The sequence below is a fragment of the Herbaspirillum sp. NPDC101397 genome, from assembly GCF_044767325.1.
In the GTDB taxonomy this organism is placed as follows: domain Bacteria; phylum Pseudomonadota; class Gammaproteobacteria; order Burkholderiales; family Burkholderiaceae_D; genus Herbaspirillum.
The window spans coordinates 505,988-531,363 of sequence record NZ_JBIWNS010000001.1 but is presented as its reverse complement, the minus strand read 5'-3'; the positions used below and the strand labels follow the sequence as shown (position 1 = coordinate 531,363).

At 65.1% G+C, this 25,376-nt stretch carries 3 protein-coding genes; all 3 read left to right on the top strand.

Features of this window, described 5'->3' with window-relative positions; translation table 11 throughout:
* The first annotated feature begins 133 nt into the window (after positions 1-133).
* From ACIROW_RS02300 to ACIROW_RS02290, 3 genes are read left to right on the top strand one after another with little or no spacing between them, the layout of a single operon-like run.
* Positions 134-4,126, top strand: coding sequence for an SDR family NAD(P)-dependent oxidoreductase (locus tag ACIROW_RS02300; protein ID WP_402271455.1), 3,993 nt, complete (start codon positions 134-136; stop codon positions 4,124-4,126).
* Positions 4,123-14,907, top strand: a complete 10,785-nt coding sequence (locus ACIROW_RS02295) for an amino acid adenylation domain-containing protein (protein WP_402271454.1) — start codon at positions 4,123-4,125, stop codon at positions 14,905-14,907. Before ACIROW_RS02300 ends, ACIROW_RS02295 begins: the two co-directional genes overlap by 4 nt.
* Complete coding sequence (locus ACIROW_RS02290) at positions 14,904-25,376, top strand: amino acid adenylation domain-containing protein (RefSeq protein ID WP_402271451.1); 10,473 nt, start codon at positions 14,904-14,906, stop codon at positions 25,374-25,376. The genes ACIROW_RS02295 and ACIROW_RS02290 overlap by 4 nt, the downstream gene beginning before the upstream one ends.

Below are 25,376 nucleotides of genomic sequence, written 5' to 3'. Positions count from 1 at the left end.
TTTCAGGCTACGCAGCGTGGCGCGCCAATCCCCAGGATTATTTTGAAAATGTGAGACAAGATGTCAATTCCGGATGCCATTCAATGGCACTATGGCAAGCAGAAAATCGCCTCGTTTTTTTAACAGGGAAAAGATGAAAAGCGCAGCAATGCTGGCCATGACCGGCAGCGCTCAGGGGAGTGGGATGCTGGAACGTACGACGCCGGAAAACACGATCATTGCGACACTCAGGACACAACTGCTGGCGGTGCCTGCGGTCACGGCCGTTCACCTCGTCGCAACTGCGGCGCAGGCCGGTGCCAACGCTACTGTCTATGTGGTCGGCGGCCAGCGCAAGGCGCTGGAGACCGTCATTGCCGAGGCCGGCTATCCGGGCCGGATCGCATTGGTGCGCGTGCACGCCTTGCCGTTGCGATCTGACGGCGCTGTGGATGAAGAAGCCCTGGCCGCATTGCCGGCATGGGATGATGCATCACTACCGATGACGGCGGTTTACCGTCCGATCGCACCATTGCGCCCGCGCGTGCATCTGGCCGATATGCTGCCGGATTACCCCTTGCTGACCTCCACGGTGCAGGAGATTGCCGTTGTCAGGACTCCCATGGCCGGTGCGGCAAGCACACCGGCCGTTTCCGTTCTCAAACCGCTTCCTGCACAACCCTGGATGCCGGCCAGCCTGGCCGCAGCGTTGGAACGCGCGGCGCAGCAACCGGAACTCGGCATCGTCCATGTCGCCGCCGACATGAGCGAAACCCGCGTCAGCTACGCCGAACTGTTCGAGCAGGCGCGCCGGATGCTGGGCGGTCTGCGCTCGCAAGGCCTGCGTGACGGCGATCTGGTCGTGGTCGATGCCGGCGACAGCCGCAGCCTGTTGCCGCTGTTCTGGGCCTGCCTGCTCGGCGGCATGGTGCCGGCGCCATTCAAGGTGGCTGCCGCGGCAACCGGCGGCGCAGCGCTGAAACGTCTGCGCGACTCATGGGAAGTCTTGGGACGGCCGGTGATTGCCGCCGACCCGGTGAGTTTGCAGGCGCTGGCGCCGCTGGGCGCGGAGGCGCTGGAGGGAATGACGTTTCTGGATGCGGCAGCACTGGCCGATGGCGCGAGTGCAACGCCTGCACCGGTCACGGACTTGCAGGCGTTGGCGATGGTGTTCATGACCTCCGGCAGCACCGGTCTTCCCAAAGGCGTCATGCTGAGCCAAGCCAATGTACTGGCGATGATCGGCGGCGCCGCCGAGCGCGGGGAGGCATTGAAGCCGGGCGCGACCAGCATGAACTGGATGCCGCTCGATCACGTCGGCGGCCTTGGTTTCCTGTCGATCCTGCCGCTGGTGCTCGGCATGAACCAGATCCAGGTTGACACAGCGACCGTGCTGGCGGCTCCCGTGCGCTGGCTCGACCTGGCGCACCGGCATCGGGTCTGCATGGTCTGGACGCCCAATTTCGCATTCGACGTATTGCAGCAGGCGGCATCTGCGCCAGGCGCTGCACGCGACTGGGACTTGTCGAACCTGCGCATGATTTTCAATGGAGGCGAAGCGGTTTCCGACAGCGTGTTAACCGCTTTTGCGAAGCGTTTCGCAGAAAACAAATTGCCCGCCGGCGCGATCTGGCCTTCGTTCGGAATGACGGAAACCGTCAGTGGATTTTCCATGTCGCCTTGGGCTCCAGGCCACGGCGAGGTAGTTTCTCTCGGGACGCCGATTTGCGGTGCGGCGCAGCGTATCGTCGATCAGCATGGCGCGGTGGTGCGGGAAGGCGTGATCGGCGCCGTTGAGTTATCCGGCGCGTCCCTGTTCACGGGCTATTTCGGCCGCGACGACCTGACCGCCGAAGTGATGAGCGACGGGTGGTTCCGCACCGGCGACATGGGCATCATCCGTGATGGCGAGCTGTTTGTGGTCGGCCGCATCAAGGAAATGATCATCGTCAACGGCGCCAATTTCTACAGCAGTGAAATTGAAGAAGTCGTGGCGCAGACGGAAGGCGTCGAGCGCCTGAGTGTGGCCGCCATCGGCGTGCGCGCGCCGGGTGCGCGCACTGATCAGCTGGCCTTGTTCTTCGATGCTCCCGTTGCGCGTGACGGCACCGCGCTCAAGCGTGTCATGCAGGACATGCGCATGCGCCTGGGCAAACAGTTATCGCTGATGCCGGCGTATTTCATCCACGTGCCGGCCGATCGTCTGCCGCGCACCAATTCGGGCAAGGTGCAGCGCCTGGAACTCAGACGCCTGCTGGAAGCCGGCGCTTTCGACGCCGAGATCAAGCGGGCCGCATGTCTGCTGGAGGCTGCGGGCACCATACCGCGCTGGTTCGCCGAGCCGTTCTGGAAACCCTGCGCTATCGGGGCAAGTGTGTCGGTACGAGGGCAGAGCGTTGCGGTCCTGGGAGACGCCTCCCTCGGCGACGCGGCGATCCGGGCGACGCTTGCTGCGGCAGCTGCCGATATCGACTGGCGACAGTGCGCGCTTGAGGACGGCGATCCAGACAGCGTCCTCCATGCGATGACGCAGCAGCCGTCGCCGGACGTGATGCTGGTATTGCCCGGCTGGGCTCGTTTGCCGCTGCTGCTGCTGCTGTGTCAATCACTGGCGGCGACCCCGCGCGCGAACCGTCCTGCGCGCCTGATCGTGTGCGGCGCTGTCGGGGATGCTGCTGCAGCAGCTTTCTTGCGTACCTCGGCGGCGGAAATCGACGGCGTGCATTGCATGCATATCCAGTTTTCCGGTACAGACTTTGGCAGCGACGCCGGCATGATTCTCGGTGATCTGCGCAACGTCACGCACGAAACCGAATTGGCATATATCGACGGCCGGCGCCATCTGCGGCGCTGGCGCGAGGTCGCATTATCGAAACCGGATCATCCGGCATTGCGTTCCGGCGGCCTGTACCTGATCAGCGGCGGGCTTGGCGGCGTCGGTCTCCTGTTGGCGCGCCATCTGCTTGATCGCCATGACGCCAGATTGCTGATTGTCGGCCGTACCGCGCCGTCGCAACTCGACGACGCCCGCACCAAGGCGTTGCGTGAACTGGAACGCAGCGACCGCGTGCTGTACGCCTGCGCCGACGTGACCGATGGCCATGCCTTGCGGGTTGCCGTGGAACAGGCGCACGCCCGTTGGCAATGCGGCCTGGATGGCATTCTGCATCTGGCGGGAGAGGGACGGCAGACTGAATTGGTTCACGAAACTGCGGCAACGCTGGCGCAGATGATGCGCGCCAAGGTAGCCGGCAGTCTCGCCTTGCATGCACTGCTGCAAGATCATCCCGAAGCATGGTTCGTGCTGGTCGGCTCCGTTGCCGGCATGGTGGCGGGGCGGCAGGACGCCGCCTACGCCGCCGCCAATGCCTATCAGGCGGCGCTGGCCGAACAACTCACGGCCGCCGGCAATACGCGCTGCCGTTACCTGGGATTCTCCTCCTGGCGCGATACCGGCCTCAGCAAGCACGGCGCAGCGGTGTCGACCATGGAAGCGGCAGGCTATTTTTCGCTGGAGCCGGACAACGCCCTCGCCAGTTTTGACATTGCGCTCTCGACCTCCCGGCCAGTGCTGGCGATCGGACTCGACCTGCAGCATGCGCGTCACGCCGCGCTGCAAGACGCCGCCATTGCAGTGGATGAGCCCGTCATCGTTCAAACCGACACCGCATCCGAAAATTGCATGGCCTTGCGCGACCACTCTGGCCGCAGCATGCCGGTTCCCGTGATGACGGTGGCGGCGATACCGCACGATGCGTCGGGCGCGATCGACCGTGATCAGTTGACCCGGCTGGCCGGCGGATTTCTGCAGGCGGGGCGGCCGGACAACGAATTCGAGCGTTACATGGCGCAACTGTGGCGACGGACACTCGACTTGCCCACTTGCGGCGTACATGACGATTTCTTTGCGCTGGGCGGAAATTCGTTGCGCGCAGCACAAATCGCGGCAGTCACGCGCGAGCGCTTCCGCCTGGATGTGACGATGCCCGATTTGCTGCAACACCCCACTGTAGCTGGATTCTGCGCGCACGTGCGGCGCGGCGAAAGCAAGCCCGGCATCACCGAAGCCATCGCCCGTCGCTGGCTTGAGATCGAACAAATGACAACCGAACAAAAAGCGGCACGTGTTGCTGCGAGGACTGTATGACAACACCCGACATGTCGGCGATGGATGACGGACTGGATGCGGCGCTGCTTGCCGAGTTGCTGGCTGAAGACGGATTCGAATTGCCGTCGGAAGGACCGGCGATTGCTCGTCGCGCTGCCTCTGCACGCGTGCTCGCCACGCCTGCCCAGCAGCGCCTGTGGACGGTGGAACGCATCGACGGCGTGACCGGCGAATTCAATCTCGGCCTGGATATCCGCTTCAATGCACCGGTCGACGTGGCCGCGCTGGAGCGCGCCTTGCTGGCGCTGCTGCAGCGTCACGAAGGCTTGCGCGTCCGCTTTTCCGATCAGGATGACGGCGTCATCGAGCAGAACTTCACGCAGGTCAACAGCATTTCCTTGCCGCAGCATGCCGTAGCCGTCGCGCTGTGGCCATCGCATTTGCGCGACGCCGTGGCGCAACCTTTCGACCTGGCTGCCGACCTGTTGCTGCGTGCGCAGGTGCTGCACGACGATAAGTCGGGTGAAAGCGCCTTGTTGCTGACCTTCCACCACAACATCATCGACCTGTGGTCGGGACAACTATTGCTGCGCGAACTGGTCACGCTGTATGCGCGCGAACTCGGTGAAGCGGCGGCGCTGCCCGAGCCGGTGCAGTTCGGCGACTACGCGGTCTGGTTGCGCGAGCCGAAGCAAGTCGCTGCGCGCGAACAGTTGCACGCTTACTGGCGGAAGCGCCTGGCGCAATTGCCGGTAGCGCTCGAGATACCGTTTTCCGGTCCACGCGGACAAGCCGGGTCGGCATTGTGCGAACGCATTCCGGTATTGTTGCCCGCATCGCTCACCGCGGCCGTCAAACGCTTTGCCGATACGGTGGGGACCACGCCCTTTGTGGTCGTACTGTCCGCGTTCCATACCGTACTGGCGCGCTATTCCGGCATGGACGACATCGCCATCGGCGTGCCGGTGGTCAACCGTGCGCAGCAACAGACCCAGGCCATCGTCGGCTTCCTGGCGGAGAACATGGTGTCGCGCAACGTCTCGGAAGGCAGCCAGAGTTTCCAGGCCCTGACCGAACAGGTGCGCGATCACATGCTGGAAGACATGCGTCATCAGGATCTGGCGTTCGACGAGGTCGTCAATCTCGTCAATCCGGAGCGACGCAAAGGTCTGGCGCCATTGTTCCAGGCGATGCTGGTGTTCCAGACCATGGCGCCGCTCGAAGCGCAAGCCGGTGCAGTACACGCGCACGCCATGCCGGTTCCGCTGCCTGCCGCCCGGGCCGATCTGGTGCTGGAACTGGATGCCGGCGCAGAAGAGATCGCCGGCGGACTCGAATATCGCTGCAATTTCGTCGATCCCCGGCTTGCCGCCGCGATGGCGGCGTCGCTGGAGGTCTTGCTGGAAGCCGGGATGGCCGATCCGCAGCTGCCTCTGTCGCAATTGCCGCTGCAACGCCAGGCCGAAGCGCGCGATATGCTGGCCAAACTGAATCCGCCGTTGCCGGCGGCGTCGCCGCGCACAGTGAGCGCCTGGTTCGTGGAGCAGGCGGCGCAGATGCCGGAGGCCGTAGCGCTGATTGAGAATGACCGGGAAGTCACCTACGCCGAACTCGACCTGCGCTCTGCCGCGTTGGCGGCGCATCTGGCGCAGCTGGGCGTCGCTGCAGAAACGCCGGTCGCAATTTGCCTGCCGCGTTCGGTCGACCTGGCCGTGGCCATCCTGGCGACCATCCGCGCCGGCGGCGCCTTCGTCCCGATGGATCCCGAATTTCCGACCGAGCGTTTGCTCTACATGCTCGGCGCCAGCAGCGCAACGGTGCTGATTACTGCAGGAGCGGGAGAATGGCTTCCGGCCGACTCGGCCGTGAGACTGGTCGATCCTGCGCAGGCATTGCTGCAAGTGCCTGCGCCACAGGACCTCAATCACGCAGACAGCCTGCTGTACATTCTTTTTACGTCCGGATCGACAGGACGGCCGAAAGCCGTGATGGGCTTGCATCAAGGCGCAGTAAATCGTATTGCCTGGATGTTGGAGCGCTATCCATTCGAGCCGACTGACCGCTACTGCCAGAAAACCACGCCGACCTTCGTCGACTTTGTCTGGGAGTTGTTTGGCCCGTTGCTGGGCGGCGTGCCATCCGTGATTTTGTCGGCAGCCCAGGTGCGCGATCCGCGTGCGCTGGCGTCGGCGATTCAGCGTTACGGGGTCACGCGCCTGACGTTGGTGCCATCGTTGTTGAAATCGCTGCTCGATCATGTTCCCGATGTCGGCAACGTCCTCGGCGGACTGCGTCATTGCATCTGCAGCAGCGAGACTTTTCCGGGCGATCTGGCGCGCCGCTTCCGGCGCTGGTTGCCTGACTGCCAGCTGCTCAATCTCTACGGCTCGTCGGAAGCATCGGCGGATTCAACCTGCCATGAAGTAGATGTCGCTGACGGAGCGCAGGTGCACATCGGCCTGCCCATTCCGGGAAATCTTCTGGCGATTCTCGATCCGGCCGGCAATGTGCTTCCCATGGGCGCCGCGGGCGAGATCGTGATCGGCGGCATCGGCCTTGCGCGCGGTTATCTCAATCAAAATGACGGCGAACCCCGCTTCATCAACTTGCCGGCGGACGTCGCCGGCGGGCGGGCATTCCGTTCAGGCGACATCGGACGTTGGCGTCCTGACGGCAACATCGATTACCTGGGCCGGCGCGACCGTCAGGTCAAGATTCGCGGTGTGCGCATCGATCCGGAAGAAGTCAGGGCGGCATTGCGCCGATGCCCCGGCGTGACGGACGCGGTTGTGGTGGCGCGCGAAATCGGTGGCGACCTGATTTTGATGGCCTATGTCGTGGCGAAAGAAACCGTGGAGGCGGCCATGCGACGATGCCTCCAGGATATCTTGCCGACCGCGCTGCAGCCTTCACGCTACGTGTTCATGCCGGCCTTGCCGCATAACACCAATGGAAAAATCGATTTCCTGAGCTTGCCCGCACCCGATTCGGAATCACCTCAGCCGGCGCAGGAGCAGCAAGAGATCGCCCTGACGCTGGAAGAAAGCCTGCTGGCCGATATCTGGCGTCAGATCATCGGCCATCGGCTGCGACAAGCCGATGCCAATTTCTTCCAGTCGGGCGGACACTCGTTGAGCGCAATACGCCTGGTCGTCGCAATTGAAAAGAATCTCGGCGTACGCTTGCCGGTGACGGCCGTCTTTGACGCGCCGACCTTGCGCGCCATGGCGCTGGAAGTGCACCGCGCGCAACCCGGGGCCGACGTGCCGGAGCCGGTGGCCGGCGGTCCGCACCGGCGCGCGCGGGCGTCGTTCAATCAGGAGCGCCTCTGGCTCATCGAACAATCCGGGCAACAACGCGGCGCCTACAACCAGGCGGTGGCTTACCGCTTGCGCGGCCGCCTCGATATCGCACGCCTCGAACTGGCGTTCCGGTGCGTGATGCAACGCCATGAAGCGCTGCGTACGCGGCTGGTCCTTGCCGATGGCGACTTATGGCAGGAAGTGGACGCCTCTCCCGAATTTATCCTCAAACGAATCGACGCCGGCATTGATGCGGCCGAACGGCAGATGAAGGAATTCAGCGAACGAATTTTCTCGCTGTCGGACGACCTGCCGTTGCGGGCACAGCTGATCCGGCTCGGGCCTGACGATCATTTACTGGCAATCGTGGTCCATCACACGGCCTTCGACGGCGGTTCAGGACGCGTGATCGTCGAAGAACTGGGGCAGGCTTACGGCGGCACGTTGGATGCCGCACCTGCAGCATTGCAGCAGATCGATTTTTCGACATGGCAGCGGGATTGTGATGAACAGGGCGCTTTCGAAGCGCAAGGCAATTACTGGCGCGATCAGCTGGCCGGCGCTCCCGCCGTCCTCGGCCTGGCGTTGAGCCGGATGCCGGAGCAACGCGACTTCCGCCTTGGACGCGCACCGCTGGCGCTGGGACGGGAGCGCAGCCAGCGTTTGCAGCAGGCGGCCAACGCTGCCGGAGTGAGCACGTTCGCGCTGTTGCTCGGCGTATGGGGATTGACGCTGGCGCGCTTCGGTGACGAGCACGAGGTTGTCGTCGGTATTCCGGTAGCCGCTCGCAGTCGTACCGGGCTGGACGGTGTGGTCGGCTTTCTTGCCAATACCTTGCCGATGCGCCTGGATTGCCGGGCCGCCAACCTTGCTGAATTCGGACGGCGTGTGCAGCAGCGTGTCGCCGGGGGATTGCAGCATCAGGATATTTCCTTCAGCCGTATCGTCGAAGCCGCCGGCGTCGAGCGCGTGCCTCAGCGCCCGCCGTTGCTGCAGGCGATGTTCGTGCTGGCCGATCTGCGCCAGTGGCAATTGCAGCTGGACGATATCGACGCAGTGGCCCAGCCGGGATCGGCGCCGCTGGCGCGTACGGATCTCAGCATGGCCTTGCAGGAGGACGAACAAGGCATCGCCGGCGAGATGGAATATGCGGCTGACATCATTGCGCCCGCACTGGCCGAACGTATCGCGGCGGGCTTCGTGCATTTGCTGGACGCCTTGCTGGCGCAGCCCGACGCACCGCCTTTGTCACACTCGCTGCTGGATGCACAGGCGCGCACTTTGCTGATGCAGTTCGGGCGCGCGCGCCGCGTCTTGCCGCCGGCAACCCGGCCCTTGCGGTTGCACGACCTGTTGCGCGCCAGTGCACAGCGCAACGGCGATGCAGCGGCGCTGGCGACACCCGAGGGCGAGGTCAGCTATCGGCAACTGGATGATCTTGCCGGCGCCTTTGCGCAGAGTCTGCGTGCGGCAGGCCTGAATCCGGGTGCGCGCATCGCGCTGATCGGGGAGCGGTCCGTCGGCCTGATCGCCGCGTTGCTGGGCATCTCCAAAGCCGGCTGCATCTTCGTACCGATTGATCCTACTTATCCGGCGCCGCGTATTGAACAGATGCTGCTGGATGCCGAAGTTGCGTTGGTGGTCGGTGATTGTCCCGCTGCGTGGGACGAGGCGCGGTGGATGCGCCTGCCTGCACTGCGAGACTTGCCGTCTGCGCAGGAACCTGATGAGGCCGGGCATGGCGATATTGCCGACACGGACTTCGCGGCAACGGCGTGCATCATCTTCACGTCCGGCTCTACCGGTCGTCCCAAAGGGGTGGCGCTGGCGCATCATGCCTTGTGCCGCCTGGCGTCGAGTGCCGTGGAGGAGTTTTCGGTGCAGCAGGACAGCCGCATCCTGCAACTGGCTGCCTTCGGTTTCGACGTCGCAGTGTCCGACATCGTGTTTGCGCTGGCGGCCGGCGCCTGCCTGTGCCTGGCGCCGCGTGAGCATCTGTTGCCCGGGTCGCCGCTGGTGCAGACGCTGGACGCAATGAATATCAGCCACCTGCAGATTCCGGCGTCGTTGCTGGCGGCAATGCCTGCCGCACCGCTACCCTTGTTGCGCACGCTGATCGTGGGCGGGGAGTTGTGTCCGGCGTCGGTGGCGGCACAGTGGGGGCAAGGCCGTGACCTGTTCATCGCCTACGGCCCGACGGAAACCACCGTGACCGTGACCGCCGGTCGTTACCTCGGTCCGGATGCGCCTTTGCAGATCGGCCGTCCGGTGGGCGACGCCCGCATCTACGTACTGGACGGGCAGGGCGCACCGGCGCCGGTCGGCGTCGTGGGCGAATTGTGCATCGGCGGATCCGGCGTGAGCATCGGCTACCTCAACAATCCGGTCTTGACGCAAGAGCGATTCGTACCTGATCCGTTTTCCGATGATCCCCAGGCCCGCATGTACCGCAGCGGCGACCGGGCGCGCTGGCGTGAAGACGGGACGCTGGACTTCCTCGGCCGCAGCGACCGCGAGTTCAAGCTGCGCGGCTTCCGTATCGCACCGGCTGAAATCGAAGCCGCTTTGTCGCAGCAGGCCGGCGTGACGCAGGCCCTGGCGATGCTGCGTCCCGATGGCGCCGGACAGACCCGCCTGGTGGCATACGTGGTCGGCACCGACGTGAATGCAGCGGCGCTGCGCGCAGCATTGCGACATGCCTTGCCATCCTTCATGGTGCCTGATTTCATCTCTGTCCTGGATCGCATGCCGCTAACAGGCAACGGCAAGATCGACCTGAACGCCTTGCCGCCGCCGGTGTTCGGACGCGAGGGAGGCGCAGTTGCTCCGGGTCGCGATGCAGGCGATTGTCTGACGCGCGTTACCGGCCTGTGGCTTCAGGTGCTCAACCTCACCGACGTCGATCCGGACGCCAACTTCTTCGACGTCGGCGGGCATTCGCTGCTGCTGGTCCGGCTATACGACATGGCCGTCGCCGAGTTCGGCGCGGTGCTGTCGATCAGCGATCTGTTCCGTTTTTCCACGATCCGCAGTCTCGCCGCGCATTTGTCCAGTCGTGGCGAGATAGCCAAGCCCGTGGAGCCGGCGCAAGCGCCTCTGCCTGCTCAAGCGGAAATTGCCGTTATCGGCATGGCGTGCCGTTTTCCGGGGGCGCCGGATGTCGACGCGTTCTGGCAGCTTCTGGTCGAAGGCCGGGAAGGCATCAGCCGCCACGATGCGGCGTCGCTGGCAGCCGCAGGGCGGCCCGGCAACGTACTTGACCACGCCAACTTCGTCGCCGCCGGCGGCGAGATCGATCACGCCGACTGCTTCGACGCCGACTTCTTCGGCCTCGGTCCGCGCGATGCCGTGACGCTGGACCCGCAGCATCGGGTGGCGCTGGAATGCGCCTGGCACGCGCTCGAGCACGCCGGTTACGCCGCGACGGAGTCGCGCGGCGATGTCGGCGTATTCGTAGGGGTGGGCGTCAATACTTATCTGCAGGGACAGTTGTTCGCCGCCGGGCCGATGCCCGAAGGCGCCGACAGTTATCACGCAATGTCCGGCAACGACAAGGATTTCGGCGCCACGCGGATTGCCTATCACCTTGATCTCAAGGGGCCGGCGCTGGCCGTGCAGACCGCATGCTCGTCCTCCCTGACGGCTCTCGACATGGCCTGCCGCTCGCTGCGCAGCGGTGCTGCGACCATGGCGCTGGCGGGCGGCGTGGCGATCCGTTTCCCGCAGGGCGGCGGCTATTTCCATGAACCGGGCATGATCCTTTCGCCGGATGGACATTGCAGACCGTTCTCGGCCGATGCGCGCGGCACCGTCCCCAGCGGAGGCGTCGGCATGGTGCTGCTCAAGCCGCTGGCGCAGGCACAGGCCGACGGCGACAACGTGCTGGCGGTGATCCGCGGCAGCGCCGTCAACAACGACGGCGGCCGCAAGGTCGGCTACGCCGCTCCCGGCGTCGACGGCCAGGCCTCCGTGATTGCCTCCGCATTGCGCCAGGCGGGACTGGAGCCGGCCGATATCGATTATGTCGAAGCGCACGGCACCGGCACCGAGCTGGGCGATCCTGTGGAAGTCGCGGCATTGACGCGCGTCTTCGGGGGACGGCAACGACCGCTGGCGCTGGGCTCGGTCAAGAGCAACATTGGCCACGCCGATGCCGCCGCCGGCGTGGCCGGCTTGATCAAGACCATCCTGGCGTTGCAACACGGTGTATTGCCGCCCAGTCTGCATTTTTCCGAACCCAATCCGCACGTCGATTTCACGACGGCGTCGATCAGCGTTGTCGGTGCGGCGCAAGCCTGGCCGGATCATGGCGATGCGCGTCCGCGCCGCGCCGGCGTCAGCGCCTTCGGCATCGGCGGCACCAATGTGCACGTGGTGCTGGAGCAGGCGCCTGCGCGCGTTCAAGCAGTTTCCGTAACGGCCTCGCCGCAGATCCTGCCGCTTTCCGCGCGTACGCCGGAAAGCTTGCGCAGCAGCATGCTGGCGCTGGCCGAAGCCCTGCAGCGTCAGCCGCAACTGTCATTGCGCGACGCCGCCTTTACCTTGCAAGAGGGACGCGCCGTCTTCGGCTCCCGCCATGCCGTGGTTGCGTCCACGGTTGAAGAAGCCGTCGCGGCTTTACGCACGGCGACGCAACCGGTGGCGGTCGCAGGAACAGGCAAGGTGGCCTTCCTGTTCCCCGGCCAGGGCAGTCAATATCCGCGCATGGCGCAGGCGATGTACGAGGGCGACCCCGACTATCGATTCTGGTTCGACCGCTGCGCCGTCGCGCTGTTGCCGCATCTGCAGCTGGATCTCCGCAGCGTGCTCTATGGCGCCGATGTTGACGAATCCGCCGCCGCAATCGCGCTCAGGCAGACCGCGCTGGCACAGCCGGCGCTGTTCGCCGTGATGTATTCGCTGGCGCGCAGCCTGGAAGCGCGCGGCGTCGAAGCCGTCGCCATGCTGGGACACAGCCTCGGCGAGTACGTCGCGGCGTGCCTGGCCGGTGTGTTCGGGCTGGAGGATGCGCTGGCGCTGGTGGCTGCACGCGGTCGCCTGATGCAAGCCCTGCCGGGCGGCGCCATGCTGGCGGTGCAGGCGGATGAAGCGCAGGCGCACGAACTGATCCGTAGCAGCAATGGCGCTGTCAGTCTGGCCGCCGTGAATGGACCGGGCCAGTGCGTGCTGGCCGGTGCGACCGGGGCAATTGATGCATTGCAGGCAGGCCTGGATGCAATCAACGTGGCGGCCGTGCGTCTCGACACCTCGCATGCTTTCCATTCGTCCTCCATGGATGCGGTGCTGCCGGCTTTCGTCGCCGAGTTTGACCGGATTACCCTGAGTCCGCCGCAACGTCGCTTCATCTCCAACGTCACGGGCACATGGATCAGCGACGCCGATGCCGTCGATCCCGCCTATTGGGCGCGCCATTTGCGCCAGGCCGTGCGTTTCGGCGACGGTCTCGGCACCTTGCAGCGCGAGGGTATCGATTTGTTGCTGGAAGTGGGCCCCGGCAGTGCTCTGCAAAAGCTGGCGCGTACCAGCGGCTGGTCTGCGCAGCAACTGGTTGCGCTGGGGCTGAGCCGGCAACAGCCGCAACAAGCGCCGGCGCTGGCCGCCAGCGTGGCGCAACTGTGGACGCGCGGTGCGACGATAGCCTGGCGCAAGACAAGCCGTCCGGAGCATGCCGAGGAACCTGCGCCGTCGCGTATCGCATTGCCCGGTTACGTGTTTGAGCGCAAGCGTCATTGGCCCGCGACACCCGTGCCCTCTATGGTGCAAGAGAATTCCCCGGTACGGCGTGCAGAGATCGCCGACTGGTTCTACCTGCCGGGCTGGCAGCGCGCACCGCAACTGCCACCGGTCTCTTTGGCCGCGGCATCGACCGATGTCTGGCTGTTGCTGGGTTCCGAAACCGATGCCGGCCGCACCCTGGCCGCAAGCCTGCGCGCGCTGGGCAGGCAGGTCGTTGAAGTCAGGGCCGGAGCCGGATTCGAGATGTTCTCTGCGCAGGACTACGCCATCGACCCGACCCGCGAGGGGGACTATCGCCGCTTGTTGGACAGCACCGCAGCGACGCACGTTGTGCATCTGTGGAGCAGCGAAAGGCAGCCCTTCGTGACGGCGCTGGAACGCGGCTTTGACAGTGTCATGCTGCTGGCGCAGGCATTCGGCGCACGCTCGCAGGCGCGTCCGCTGCAACTCGACATCGTCACCTGCGGCGGCGCCGACGTCACCGGCGACGAGCCGTTGGCGGCGTCGCTCGGCACGCTGCTCGGCCTTGCCAAGATAATTCCGGTGGAATACCGCAGCCTGGCCTGCCGTGTCATCGATGTCGAGGCCGGCGACTCCGGCGCCATGCTGCTGAGTGAACTCCTGCACGGCCAAGCCGCGGCCCAGGTTGCCTTGCGTCGTCGCCATCGCTGGATTCCGCAGGTGCAGCGGGTACCGATCGCCGCTCCGGTGACGGGTGGCGATCGCCTGCGCGAGCAGGGTTGCTACCTGATCACCGGCGCGTTCGGCGGCATGGGCGCGAGCATTGGCCGCGATCTCGCCGCGCGTTGCCGCGCACGACTGGTATTGCTGGGACGTCATGTCGATCACGGCCTGGTTGGCGAGCTCGAAAAGGCCGGAGCCGACGTCCTCGCAAGCGCCTGCGACGTTGCCGACTCGGTCGCGCTGACGCAAGCGATTGCGGCGGCGCACGCGCGCTTCGGCATCATCCATGGCGTATTCCATTGCGCCGGCGTGGCGGATCTCGGCGGCATCATCCAGAACCGCAGCGTCGCCTCCATGTATCAGGTGATGGCCGCAAAAGTGCACGGTACGGTGTGGCTGGATCGCTTGCTGGAAGACGATGCACTTGATTTCATGGTGCTGTTCTCGACGCTGGGCAACCTGCTGCCGCAGGCCAAATTCGGGCAAGCCGCCTATGCCGCCGCCAACGAATTCCTCGATCTGTTCGCGCAGGAACGCAATGCACGCGGCGGCTTCACCATCGCACTCAATTGGGACGACTGGAGCGAAGCCGGCATGACCGTCGAAGCGGGCCGACGGCGCGGCCTCGCAGCTCCCGACAGCAGCGAGGCAATGCGCTCGGAAGAGGGCGTCGAGGTCTTGCGCAGGGTCTTGTCGGCGCCGCATGCGCGGGTCGCCGTCTCAATACGCGACCTGCCGGGCCTGCTGGCGCGCGCAGACACGTTGCTGGACAAGCTGTCGATGCCGTTGGCGGCAGCGAGTGCCGGGACGTCGCCATTACCGTCATCGGCTGCTGCAGGCATGACCGACACGGAAGCAAAACTGGCCGCCACCTGGCGCAGCATCCTGGGCGTTGCCGACATCACGCGCGAAGCGAATTTCTTCGAATTGGGCGGACATTCGCTGATCGGCATGCGCCTGCTGGCGTTTGTACGGGAGAGCTTCGGCGTCGATCTGAACATCGCTGCGATTTTCGAGTACGCCACGCTTGCCGCGCTGGCCGGCCATATTGATGCATGCCGCTCCACGGACGACGGCATAGAGGAGTTTACGATTTGAACAGCGTTGAACAGTTGATCGTACAACTGGCGGAGCTCGGCGTGACGCTGGCGTGCACCGGCAATGATTTGCGCGTGCGCGGCCCGGCAGGCGCCTTGTCGCCTGCGCTGCGCGCCGAGCTCGGCGCGAGGAAAGCCGAACTGGTCGCGCATTTGCAGTCGTCGTCGATCCCAGCTGCAACGTCGTCGTTCCCGGAACTGGCGCGCAGCGCGGTGCAGCGTACGACCGCGCCGCTGTCGTTCAACCAGCGCCGCCTGTGGTTCCTCGACCGGCTCGAAGGCGGCGGCAGCGCTTTTGTCATCATGGCCGGATGGCGGTTGCAGGGCACGCTCGACCTGCCGGCGCTGGAACGTGCATTCGGCACGCTGACGGCGCGGCATGAGCTGCTGCGCAGTGTGATCCGCGATGACGGGGTCGAGCCCGAGCTGCACATTCTTCCCATCGTACCGTTCTCCCTGAGCGTCGAATTCCCTGCGCCCGGCAGCCGCCCCGATGCGGCCGAGCAGGCGTTGCTTGCCCGAGAAGCTGCTCTGCCTTTCGATCTGACCGTCGCGCCGCCGTTGCGCGTGAGCCTGTTGCAGCTGACGTCGCGCGACCACGTGCTGACGCTGGCAATGCATCACATTGTGTCCGATCACTGGTCCATGGGCGTATTGATCAATGAACTGGGAATGCTGTACGCGCTCGAAACCGATGCATCTTCACTGCAGCCGACCGCACTGGCGATCCAGTATTCCGACTATGCGGTATGGCAACGCGCCATGTTCAGCGAGGAACGACTGGCGCCCCATCTGCGTTATTGGCGCGAACAACTGGACGGGGTCGTCACCGAGCTGGCCTTGCCGCTGGACCGGCCGCGTCCCGCTGAACGCGGCAACGCCGGCGCCATGCATCAGCTGCGACTGGCGCCAGGCACGGTGCAGAAAGTGCAGGCCATCGGCTTGCGCACCGGCGCGACGCCATTCATGGTGCTGCTGGCTGTCTACGCGCAAGTCTTGTCGCGCTGGTCGGGGCAAGATGAAGTGGTGATCGGCTGTCCGGTCGGCAACCGCGATCGCAGCGAGACGCATGGACTGGTCGGCTTCTTCGTCGACACCATGCCGTTGCGGATCAGCTTGCACGGCGACCCGGATCTCGCCGAATTGATCCGACGCGTTCGCACCACCTGCCTGGAGGCGTTTGAACACCAGCAGGCGCCGTTCGAGCGCATCGTCCAGGCCGTACGGCCTGAGCGCGCGTTGAACAAGGCGCCGCTGTTCCAGACCATGTTCGTACAGCAAAGCGGCGCGAGCCCGCAGCTGGCGCTCGCGGGACTGCAGGTGGAAGCGGTGCCGCCGGCAGCGGGCGCCCCGGAGCTGGACCTCAATTTTTTCGTGCATCTCGATGGCGACGACTATCGCTGCGTGATGGAGTACGACACCGACTTGTTCGATCAGCACACCATCGCCGGATTCTGCGAGCAATTCGCCTATGTACTGCAGCACGCGACCGTCGACGAGTCGACGCCGTTGTCTTGTGTGCAACTGGCGCTGCCTTCTGCGCCGACGCTGCCAGACGTCGAACCGGAGCCGTGGCTGCCGCAAATGATCACCGCCGGCGCGCTGCGTCATCCGGACCGGGCGGCCGTAGAGGAGGGCGCAACAAGCCTTTCCTATCGCGACCTGATGCTCCAGGCCGACTTGCTGGCGCGACGCCTTGTCGCCGCCGGAGTCCAGTCCGGGGCAGTAGTCGGGCTCGGATTCTCCTCCTCCGTTGGATTGGTGGCGGCAATGCTGGCGACCTGGCGCGCCGGCGCGGCTTACGTGGTCCTGAGTCCGCAGCAACCGGCGGCGCGGCGCGCGCAGATGATCGCCACGGCAGGTATTGCACTGGTGGTTACGACCGCCTCGGAACAGGACGGCTGGCCGGTGCCGGTCTTGTTGTCGGATGTGCGCGAAACCTCACCGCGGTTGCCGGCGCTGCCTGCCGTCGCGGAACATGCCGCGGCATTGGCCTACATCTGCTTTACCTCCGGCTCGTCCGGTACGCCCAAGGGCGTCGCCGTGACACACGCCAATCTCGCCAATCATGCGCGCGCAGTGGTGCAGGATTTCGGGCTGAGCGAGAGCGACCGGGTCATGCAATTTGCCGCAGCAGATTTTGACGTCGCAGCGGAGGAAATCTTCCCTGCGTTGATGGCCGGCGCTTGCGTGGTGATCCGCGCCGAGGGCGTCACCGACAGCATTGACGCTTTCCAGGAGCACGTGCAGCAAGCAGGCCTGACCGTACTGAATCTGCCGGCGGCGTTCTGGCATGAGTGGGTGCGTGCGCTTGGCCATGCACGTCGTGCGCCGCCGGCTTGTCTGCGTCTGGTCGTGACCGGCAGCGACCGGGTATTCGCCCGTCGCTGGCGCGAGTGGCAGGCCCTGTGTGCGCATCCGATTGCTTTTCGCAGCGGCTATGGTCCGACCGAAGCGACTATCACGTCTTCCTTCTTCAATCCCGCCGCACAGGCGCTGCCATCGGCCGCCGACGTCTTGCCGGTCGGCCGGGCGATTGCCGGCGTCGTGCTGGAAGTCGTGGATGGCCGCGGTCTTCCGGTGCCGCCGGGCGTCATCGGCGAAATCCTGATCAGCGGTGCCGGCGTCGCGCAAGGCTACGTGGGCCAGCCCGGCCAAACCGCCGCCGTCTTCCAGGCACATCCGCTGGTTCCTGCGTTGCGCAGTTACCGCAGCGGTGATCTGGGACGCCGTCGTGTTGATGGCACGTTGGAGTTCATCGGCCGCAAAGACCAGCAAGCCAAGGTGCGCGGTTACCGGATCGAACTGGCAGAAATCGAGGCGGCGCTGATGGCGCATCCGCAGGTACACGAAGCGGTCGTACTGATGCGGGCGGACAGTGCAGACAGCGCAGGTGCGGGCCAATTGCTGGCCGCGGCAGGCTGCGATGCGAAACTGGAATCAGGCTCGTTGCGGGCGTGGCTGGGTGAACGTCTGCCCGCATACATGGTGCCGGCGCTGTGCGTCACGCTGCCTCGATTGCCCCGCACCGCATCGGGCAAGACAGACCGGCGCGCATTGCTGGAGATGGACGTCACACGCGATCTCCCGTCTCTGCACGATGTTGCTGTCGTAGCCGCCTCGGCGGCCGAAGCGCCGCTCGCGGCATTGTTTGCCGAGGTGCTGGACCGGCCTTCGGTCGGACCTTGCGACAATTTCTTCGAGCTGGGCATCGATTCGATCCGCAGCCTGCAGGTCGTTTCGCGCGCACGGCAGTTGCAGCTGAGCCTGACGGTGCGTGACATTTTCCGGTTCCAGACGGTGCGCGACCTGATGCGCGCGCTGGAGTCGCGCGGGCAAGCCATGTCCGGCTACAAGCCGCCTGAGATCGCTGACGGTGAATTGCCGGCAACGCCGATTCAGGCCTGGTTCTTCGAGCAGGCGGGAGAACATCGCGGCCACTACAACCAGTCGGTCGTGCTGCAGACGCCGGCGCAGGTCGATGCGGCTGCACTGGAACGTGCTTTGCAGGCGGTGGCGGCGCGCCATCCGATGTTGCGGCTGCAGGTCGAGGGAGAGGATTTGCACGTTGCCGTCGCTGCGCCGGGGACGATCCTGCGCGTGCTGGACGGCGTTGATGCCGAATTGCCGGCGCGCATAGCCGCCTATGAGCAGGCGCAGCGCAACATGGATTTGCGCAGCGGCCGGGTGCTGCAGGCGGTGCTGGCAAAGCCGGCTGCGCGGCTGATGATCGCGGTGCATCATCTGGCGATCGATGCCTATTCATGGTCGGTCTTGCTGGATGACCTGAGCCTTGCCTACGACCAGGCGTTGCGTGGCGAGATTGTGTTGCCGGCGGCGACCACCTCGTATCGCACCTGGTCGCGCAAGCTGCGCGAACTGGCCGCCACGCCGGCGGCGCAGTCGTCGGTAGAGTATTTTGTCGAACGCTTCGCCGATCGCGGGCTTTCCGTGTTGCCCGCGGATTTGCCGGCCGGCGCCGCAGGCGCTGCAGAGACCATGTCGCTGTCGCTCGACAGCGAGACCACGACCATCCTTTTGCAATTGGCGCCGGGCGTTTTCAACGCCCGCGTCGATGAAATGCTCATGGCGGCATTGTTCATCGGAGCCGGCCGCATCGGCCTCAAGGGAGCTTTGCAGATCGATCTGGAGCGCAATGGCCGCGTCGACCTGTTTGACGATGTCGATCTCTCGGGCACCGTCGGCTGGTTTACGGCAGTGCAACCGGTGCTGTTGCAATGGCCGGAAGCAGGACCGACTCCATCCGAAGCAGTGGCGCACGTGTGCAAGCGGGTACGGGAATCGCCGTGCCAGGGGCTGGCGCTGGGCGTCATGCGTTACCTGTCGGCAGATCCCGCACAGCGCGCCGCGTTGCAAGGGTTGCCTGGCGCCGGGATCCTGCTGAACTACCTCGGCAGGCTCGATATCGGCGCTGCCGGAGGCGAGGGTTTTGCCGCCGTGGATGAAGACAGCGGGCAAGGGCAGAGCGCGGCATTTGCGCGCAGCCACGTCATCGAAATCAATGCCGGCATCCGTGCCGGCTGCCTCAGCGGCGCAATCAGCTTCCCGGCCGGCGCAGCGCAGCGCGAACGCGTCGGCGCGTGGCTGCACGAAGCGACGGCGGCATTGCACGAGATCGCCGCTGACGCACAGCGACGTGCTGCTTCACCGCAGGACAGCATTGAGGAAGAACTGCCGCTGACGCCGTTGCAGCAAGGCATTGTGTTCCATAGCTTGCGTGACCCGGATATTTACTGCAACCAGCTGCGCCTGACGCTGGACGGTGAACTCAACACCGAGGCCTTGCGGCGCGCATGGGAGCAGGCGCAACAACGTCACAGCATGCTGCGCACCAGTTTCCACTGGCGCGACATACCTGCGATGCGCCAGCGCGTGCATGCTCATGTCGCATTGTCGTGGAGCGTAGCCGACTGGCGCGGCCTCGATGAAGCCGGCCGCGTGGCGGCGCTGGATCAATTGATGCGCGCCGAGGTTGCGCGCGGCTTCGAACTTGAGCAGGCGCCGCTGCAGCGTTTGCAACTGGTACGCGTCGCGGAGCAGCGCCATGAGCTGGTCTGGAGTTCGCATCATTTGCTGCTGGACGGCTGGTCGGTGTCGCTGCTGCTGGCCGACATCTTCGCGCTGTACCGCCAGGCGCAGGGCGACGCCTCGGTGCGGCTCAAGATTGCGCCGCGTTTTAGCGACTATGTGCGCTGGAGTGAGCGACGTGATGACGCTGGGCGCAAGGACGACATCGCCTTCTGGCAGCGGTCGTTGCAAGGAATAACAGAGCCGACCTCGCTGGCGTTCGCCACGCAGGCGGGCGATGCCGTCTCGGGAGACGCGGCGGTGCACACGATGGAATTGTCGTCGTCACGCACGCAAGCAGTACAAAAACTGGCGCAACGCGCCCGCACCACGTTCGGTACGGTGTTGCAGGCAGCCTGGGGGTTATTGCTGGCGCGCTGCAGCGCAAGCCGCGACGTGGTCTTCGGCGTAACCGTCTCCGGCCGGCCGGCGGAACTCGATGGCGTCGAAGAAATGATCGGCATGCTCATCGCCACAGTGCCGGCGCGCGTGACGATCCCTTCTGCGACGCCATTGTCGGATTGGCTGGCGCAATTGCAGGAGCAGCATCTGGAACGCGAGCAGCATGCCGGCGCGTCGCTGATTGAAATCCGCCAGGCCGCGGCCTTGCCCGGCAGCCAGGAATTGTTCCAGAGCTTGCTGCTGGTGCAGAATTATCCGAAGGCGCAGTCCCTGTCCGGCGGCGGCCTGCGCCTGGCCGGTGTGGAAGTGAGGGAGCGCACCAACTATCCGCTGACGCTGGCTTGCAGCGCCGGTGAAACCCTGAGCCTGGCATTGCACCGCGACGGCAGCATTCCCGCAGCAGCAGCCGAACGCCTGCTGGCGCAACTTGGACGCTTGCTCGATAACATGGCCGCGCATCCCGACTGGCCGGCGGCACGTCTGCTGGCGCTGGACGATATCGACGCGCAGGCGGCATTGGCGGCGGGTCGCGGTCCCGTTGAGGCGATTGCGCCGGCATACTTGCCCCGGCAGATTGACGCCTGGGCAGAGCGATCACCGGATGCGCCGGCCCTGACCGATCAGGAACGGGCTCTGAGTTACGAGGCCTTGCGTACCGAATCAACACTGCTCGCGCGACGCCTGCAGGCGCTCGGCGTCGGCGTAGAAACCAAGGTCGCGCTCTGTTTGCCGCGCTCGGCTCGCTATGTGATTGCGGTGATTGCCATCCTGCGTTGCGGCGCAGCCTTCGTTCCCCTCGATCCCGCCTATCCGGTCGCGCGCAGACGCTTCATGCTGGAAGACAGCGGAGCGTCCTTGCTGATTGCCGATCGCGCGTGCGCCGAAGCCTTGCAGGCGCAGGCGATCGCGCAGGATCCGGATGTCTTGTTTGCAACGTCGACTGCTGAAGAAGCCGACGACGCCGATGCGATCGCCGCTGTCGACCTTCAGCAGCCGCATCCGCAGTCGCTGGCTTACGTGATCTACACATCCGGTTCGACCGGCACCCCCAAGGGCGTCGGCAACACCCATGCCGGCCTGCGTTCACTGGCGCATGCCCAGCGCAGCACATTCGGCCTGCAGCCGGATGCACGCGTCTTGCAGTTTGCGTCGCTGTCATTCGATGCCTCGATCTGGGAAATGACGATGGCTTTCGGCGCCGGTGCGGCGCTGATCGTGCCCGGCGCCGATACCGCCCGGGTCGGTGAAGGACTGGAGCAATTCATGCAACACCAGCGCATCAGTGCGGCGACCTTGCCGCCGACTGCACTGGCGACGCTGGATGAACGTCGTCTGCCAGGTTTGCAAACACTGGTGGTCGCAGGCGAAAGCTGCGCGCCCGAACTGGTCCTGCGCTGGGGACCTGGGCGCAAGTTCTATAACGGTTACGGCCCGTCCGAAGCATCGGTGGCCGTCAGTGTCGAAGCCTGGTCCGCCTCCAAGGACAGCTCCGGACAACTGCCACTCGGCCGGCCGCTGCCGAACATGCAGCTGCATGTGCTGGACGCCGATATGCAACTGCTGCCGCCCGGCGTGGTCGGCGAGCTGTACATCGGCGGAGCAGGGCTGGCGCGCGGCTATCTGAACCGTCCTGATCTGACGGCGGCGAGTTTCTTGCGGGATCCCTACGGAGCTCCCGGCTCGCGCCTGTATAAAACCGGCGATCGCGGCTATCGCCTCGCCGATGGCAGGGTGCAGTTCGTCGGACGCAACGACCATCAGGTCAAGCTGCGCGGTTTCCGCATCGAGCTGAGCGAGATCGAGGCGGCGCTGATGCGACATGCCGACGTGCGTCACGCCGCCGTGCTGCTGCGTAGCCACGGCTCGGAGGATCGCCGCCTGACGGCCTATCTTGAGACACGCGTTCCGGTGGCAACTGACGGCTTGCGGGCCTTCCTCGGCGAACAGTTGCCGCCGCATATGGTGCCGGCGCATTTCGTTACATTGGAATCGATGCCGCTGACCGTCAACGGCAAGATCGACCGCAAGGCGCTGGAGATGCTCGAGACCATGCCGGAGCAGCCGCCGGCGGCCATCGTGATCGACTATGCCGGCGAGACCGAGCGCCAATTGGCGGCCATCTGGGCGCAAGTGCTCAATGTGGCGCAGGTGCTGCCGGGGCACAACTTCTTTGAACTCGGCGGCGACTCGATCCTGGCGATCCAGGTAGTGTCCAAAGCCAACCGCCAGGGCATTGCGCTGACGCTCAATCAGATCATGGATCCGGATGCGTCGACCTTGGCGGCGCTGGCGGCACAGGTTGACGCCGGGGTGGGGCAGAGCGCACAACGTGCGCCGATGCCGATGCTGACCAGCGGCCCCGTACCGCTGACGCCGATCCAGCATTGGTTCCTGCAGCAGAATCCGCCAGACCTGCATCACTACAACCAGAGCTTCTTGCTCGAGGTGCCGGCCGAACTGGATGCGCAGGCATTGCAACGCGCACTCGACGCCGTTTGTGCGCGCCATGATGCGTTGCGGCTGCGGTTCGAACAAATCGACGGCGTCTGGCATCAGCATCTGAACGAGCATATCAGCGAGCATGTTGCGGCACTGCTGGAGATCGTGCCGCCGCCGGCAGACCCGGCCGGATGGCATGCCTTGCTTGAACAAGGCGCAGCAGACAATCAGACGCGCCTCGACATCGAACAAGGTCCCTTGCTGCGGCTGGTGCTGTACGCACCGCCGGCGGGATCGGCGACAGCAAGACTGCATATCGTGGCGCATCACCTGATCATCGACGCGGTGTCGTGGCGTGCGCTATTGGAAGATCTGTTCGACGCCTATGCGCAAGCGCGGACATCCGCGACCATCAGCCTGCCGCTTGCGCGTGCTTCCTTCGCGCAATGGGCTGCTGCGGTGGAGCGGCATGCAGTGTCTGCACAAGCACGCAACGAACTTGGCTACTGGCTGGACCAGCCGCGCAACATGGTGCGACTGCCGCTGCTGCGTACCGACATCGCCGCTACCGCAGGTGCCGCGCACACCATGGGGTTCACACTGGATGAAGCCGTCACCGGCATGCTGGTGCGGGAGCTGCCGCGCTGCCGTGGGGTGCAAGTACAGGAAATTCTGCTGACGGCATTGAGCGTGGCGTTGGGCGAACTGATCGATGACGCAGGCCGGCGCGGGATCGGCAGCGAGATCGGCATTGCACTCGAGTCCCACGGCCGCGACGTCGTGCTGGAAGGCGTCGACGTTGGCGGCATGCCGGGTTGGTTCACCGTGCTGGCGCCGTGGAGCATGCCGCTGGGCGAGCAGCGTATCGACAAGGTGCGCGAGAAACTCAAGGCAATGCCGCGGCACGGATTCAGCTTCGGCGTTCTGCGTTTCCTCTCTCCCGATCCCTCCGTGCGCGAAGCGCTGGCGGCGTTGCCGGTTCCGCAGATCGCTTTCAACTATCTCGGCCAATGGGATACGGCATGGCCTGAAAACCTGTCTGTCCGCCCGGCGCCGGAAACCGACGGCGCCGGCTTTGCGCCGTCGACGCCGCGTCCTTATGTGCTGGAAGTCAACGCCATGATCGCCGGCGGGCGTCTGCAGCTGGACCTGACTTTCGATCCGCGCGTGCTGCCGCAGGACTTCGCCGGGCGCTTGAGCGACGGGATGCGCAACTGGCTGCAGGAGTTGGCAGGGAGTACGCAACAGGAAGAGGCGCGGCGTTACCCATTGGCGCCACAACAGGTCTCCATGCTGGAACACGCCGTTGCGTATCCGGAGTCCCCCGCCTACGTGGTGCAATTCACGGCGCGTCTGCCGGCGCAACTGGAGGTCGACGATTTCATCGCCGCATGGCGGGCGGTGTTGTCGCGTCATTTGGCATTGCGCGCCGGTTTTGCGATCGGGGAGAGCGGCGAGGCCGGTCAATATTTCGGCGAACCATCGACACTGGTCTGGCAGCGCGAAGACTGGAGCGGCTTGCCGGAAGCAGAGGCCGGCGCCGCTGTAGACGCCTATTGCAGCCAAGACCGGCAGCGCGGCTTCGACCTGGCCAAGCCGCCGCTGATGCGCTTCGCGCTGCTGACTACCGGGACCGGCTGGCATTTCGTCTGGACTTATCACCACATCCTGGTCGACGGCTGGTCGATGCCGGTGTTGCTCGGCGAGGTCATGGCTGCGTATGCCAAGCAGCTGACCGCTGCACCGGCGCCGGACTTCCGGATTTTCCTTGATTGGCTGGAACGCCAGGACGGGGTGGCCGCACGCAGCTTCTGGCGCGGTGAGCTGGCGGGGATGAAACCCTCACGCTGGCCTGCCGGGCCGGGCGCTGCGTGCAGCGGCAACTTTGCGGAAATCAGCGTGCAGCCGCAAGCGGGAACCGGCGCGCGCCTGAGTACGTTTGCACGCAAGCATCGCCTGTCCGCGCCCAGTATTTTCATGCTGGCATGGGCGCTGGTGCTGGCGCGTCACAGCAGTGCGCACGAGGTCTGTTTCGGCGTCACCACGGTATTGCGTCCGGCTGACGTCGACAGTATCGAATCCATGGTGGGCAACCTGATCAACACGCCGCCGTTGCGATGCGAGATCGATCCGGCCGCGGACTTCGTTGCCGCCTGCCTGCAGATTCAGCGCAAGCGGACGGCCACAACCGCGCACGCCACGCTGGCCTTGTCGGACATCGCAGAGTGCATCGGCCTGTCGGACGGCGACGCTTTGTTTGGGACGGCGCTGCGCATCCAGAATTATCCGCTGGGCGAGGTCGGACAAGGCAATGCCGCGCTGCAAGTCAGCGATGTCGCCATTTGTGACCAGTGGCATTACCCGTTCAATGTGGAAGTCACGCCGGGAGAGCAACTGAGCCTGATCGCGGTCTATGACGCCGGCCTGGTTTCAGCGGCACAAGCCGAGGCCATGTTGCGCTCCTACGCCGGGCTGCTGGATGTGCTCGGTGTGCCGGATGAATCGACGCTGGGAATCCTGATGGCGGGCATGCATGGTTGA

Bases quoted from the DNA above. Each gene is read 5' to 3' on its own strand.
- ACIROW_RS02300 (WP_402271455.1), top strand. From the start codon at position 134: ATGAAAAGCGCAGCAATGCTGGCCATGACCGGCAGCGCTCAGGGGAGT.
- ACIROW_RS02295 (WP_402271454.1), top strand. From the start codon at position 4,123: ATGACAACACCCGACATGTCGGCGATGGATGACGGACTGGATGCGGCG.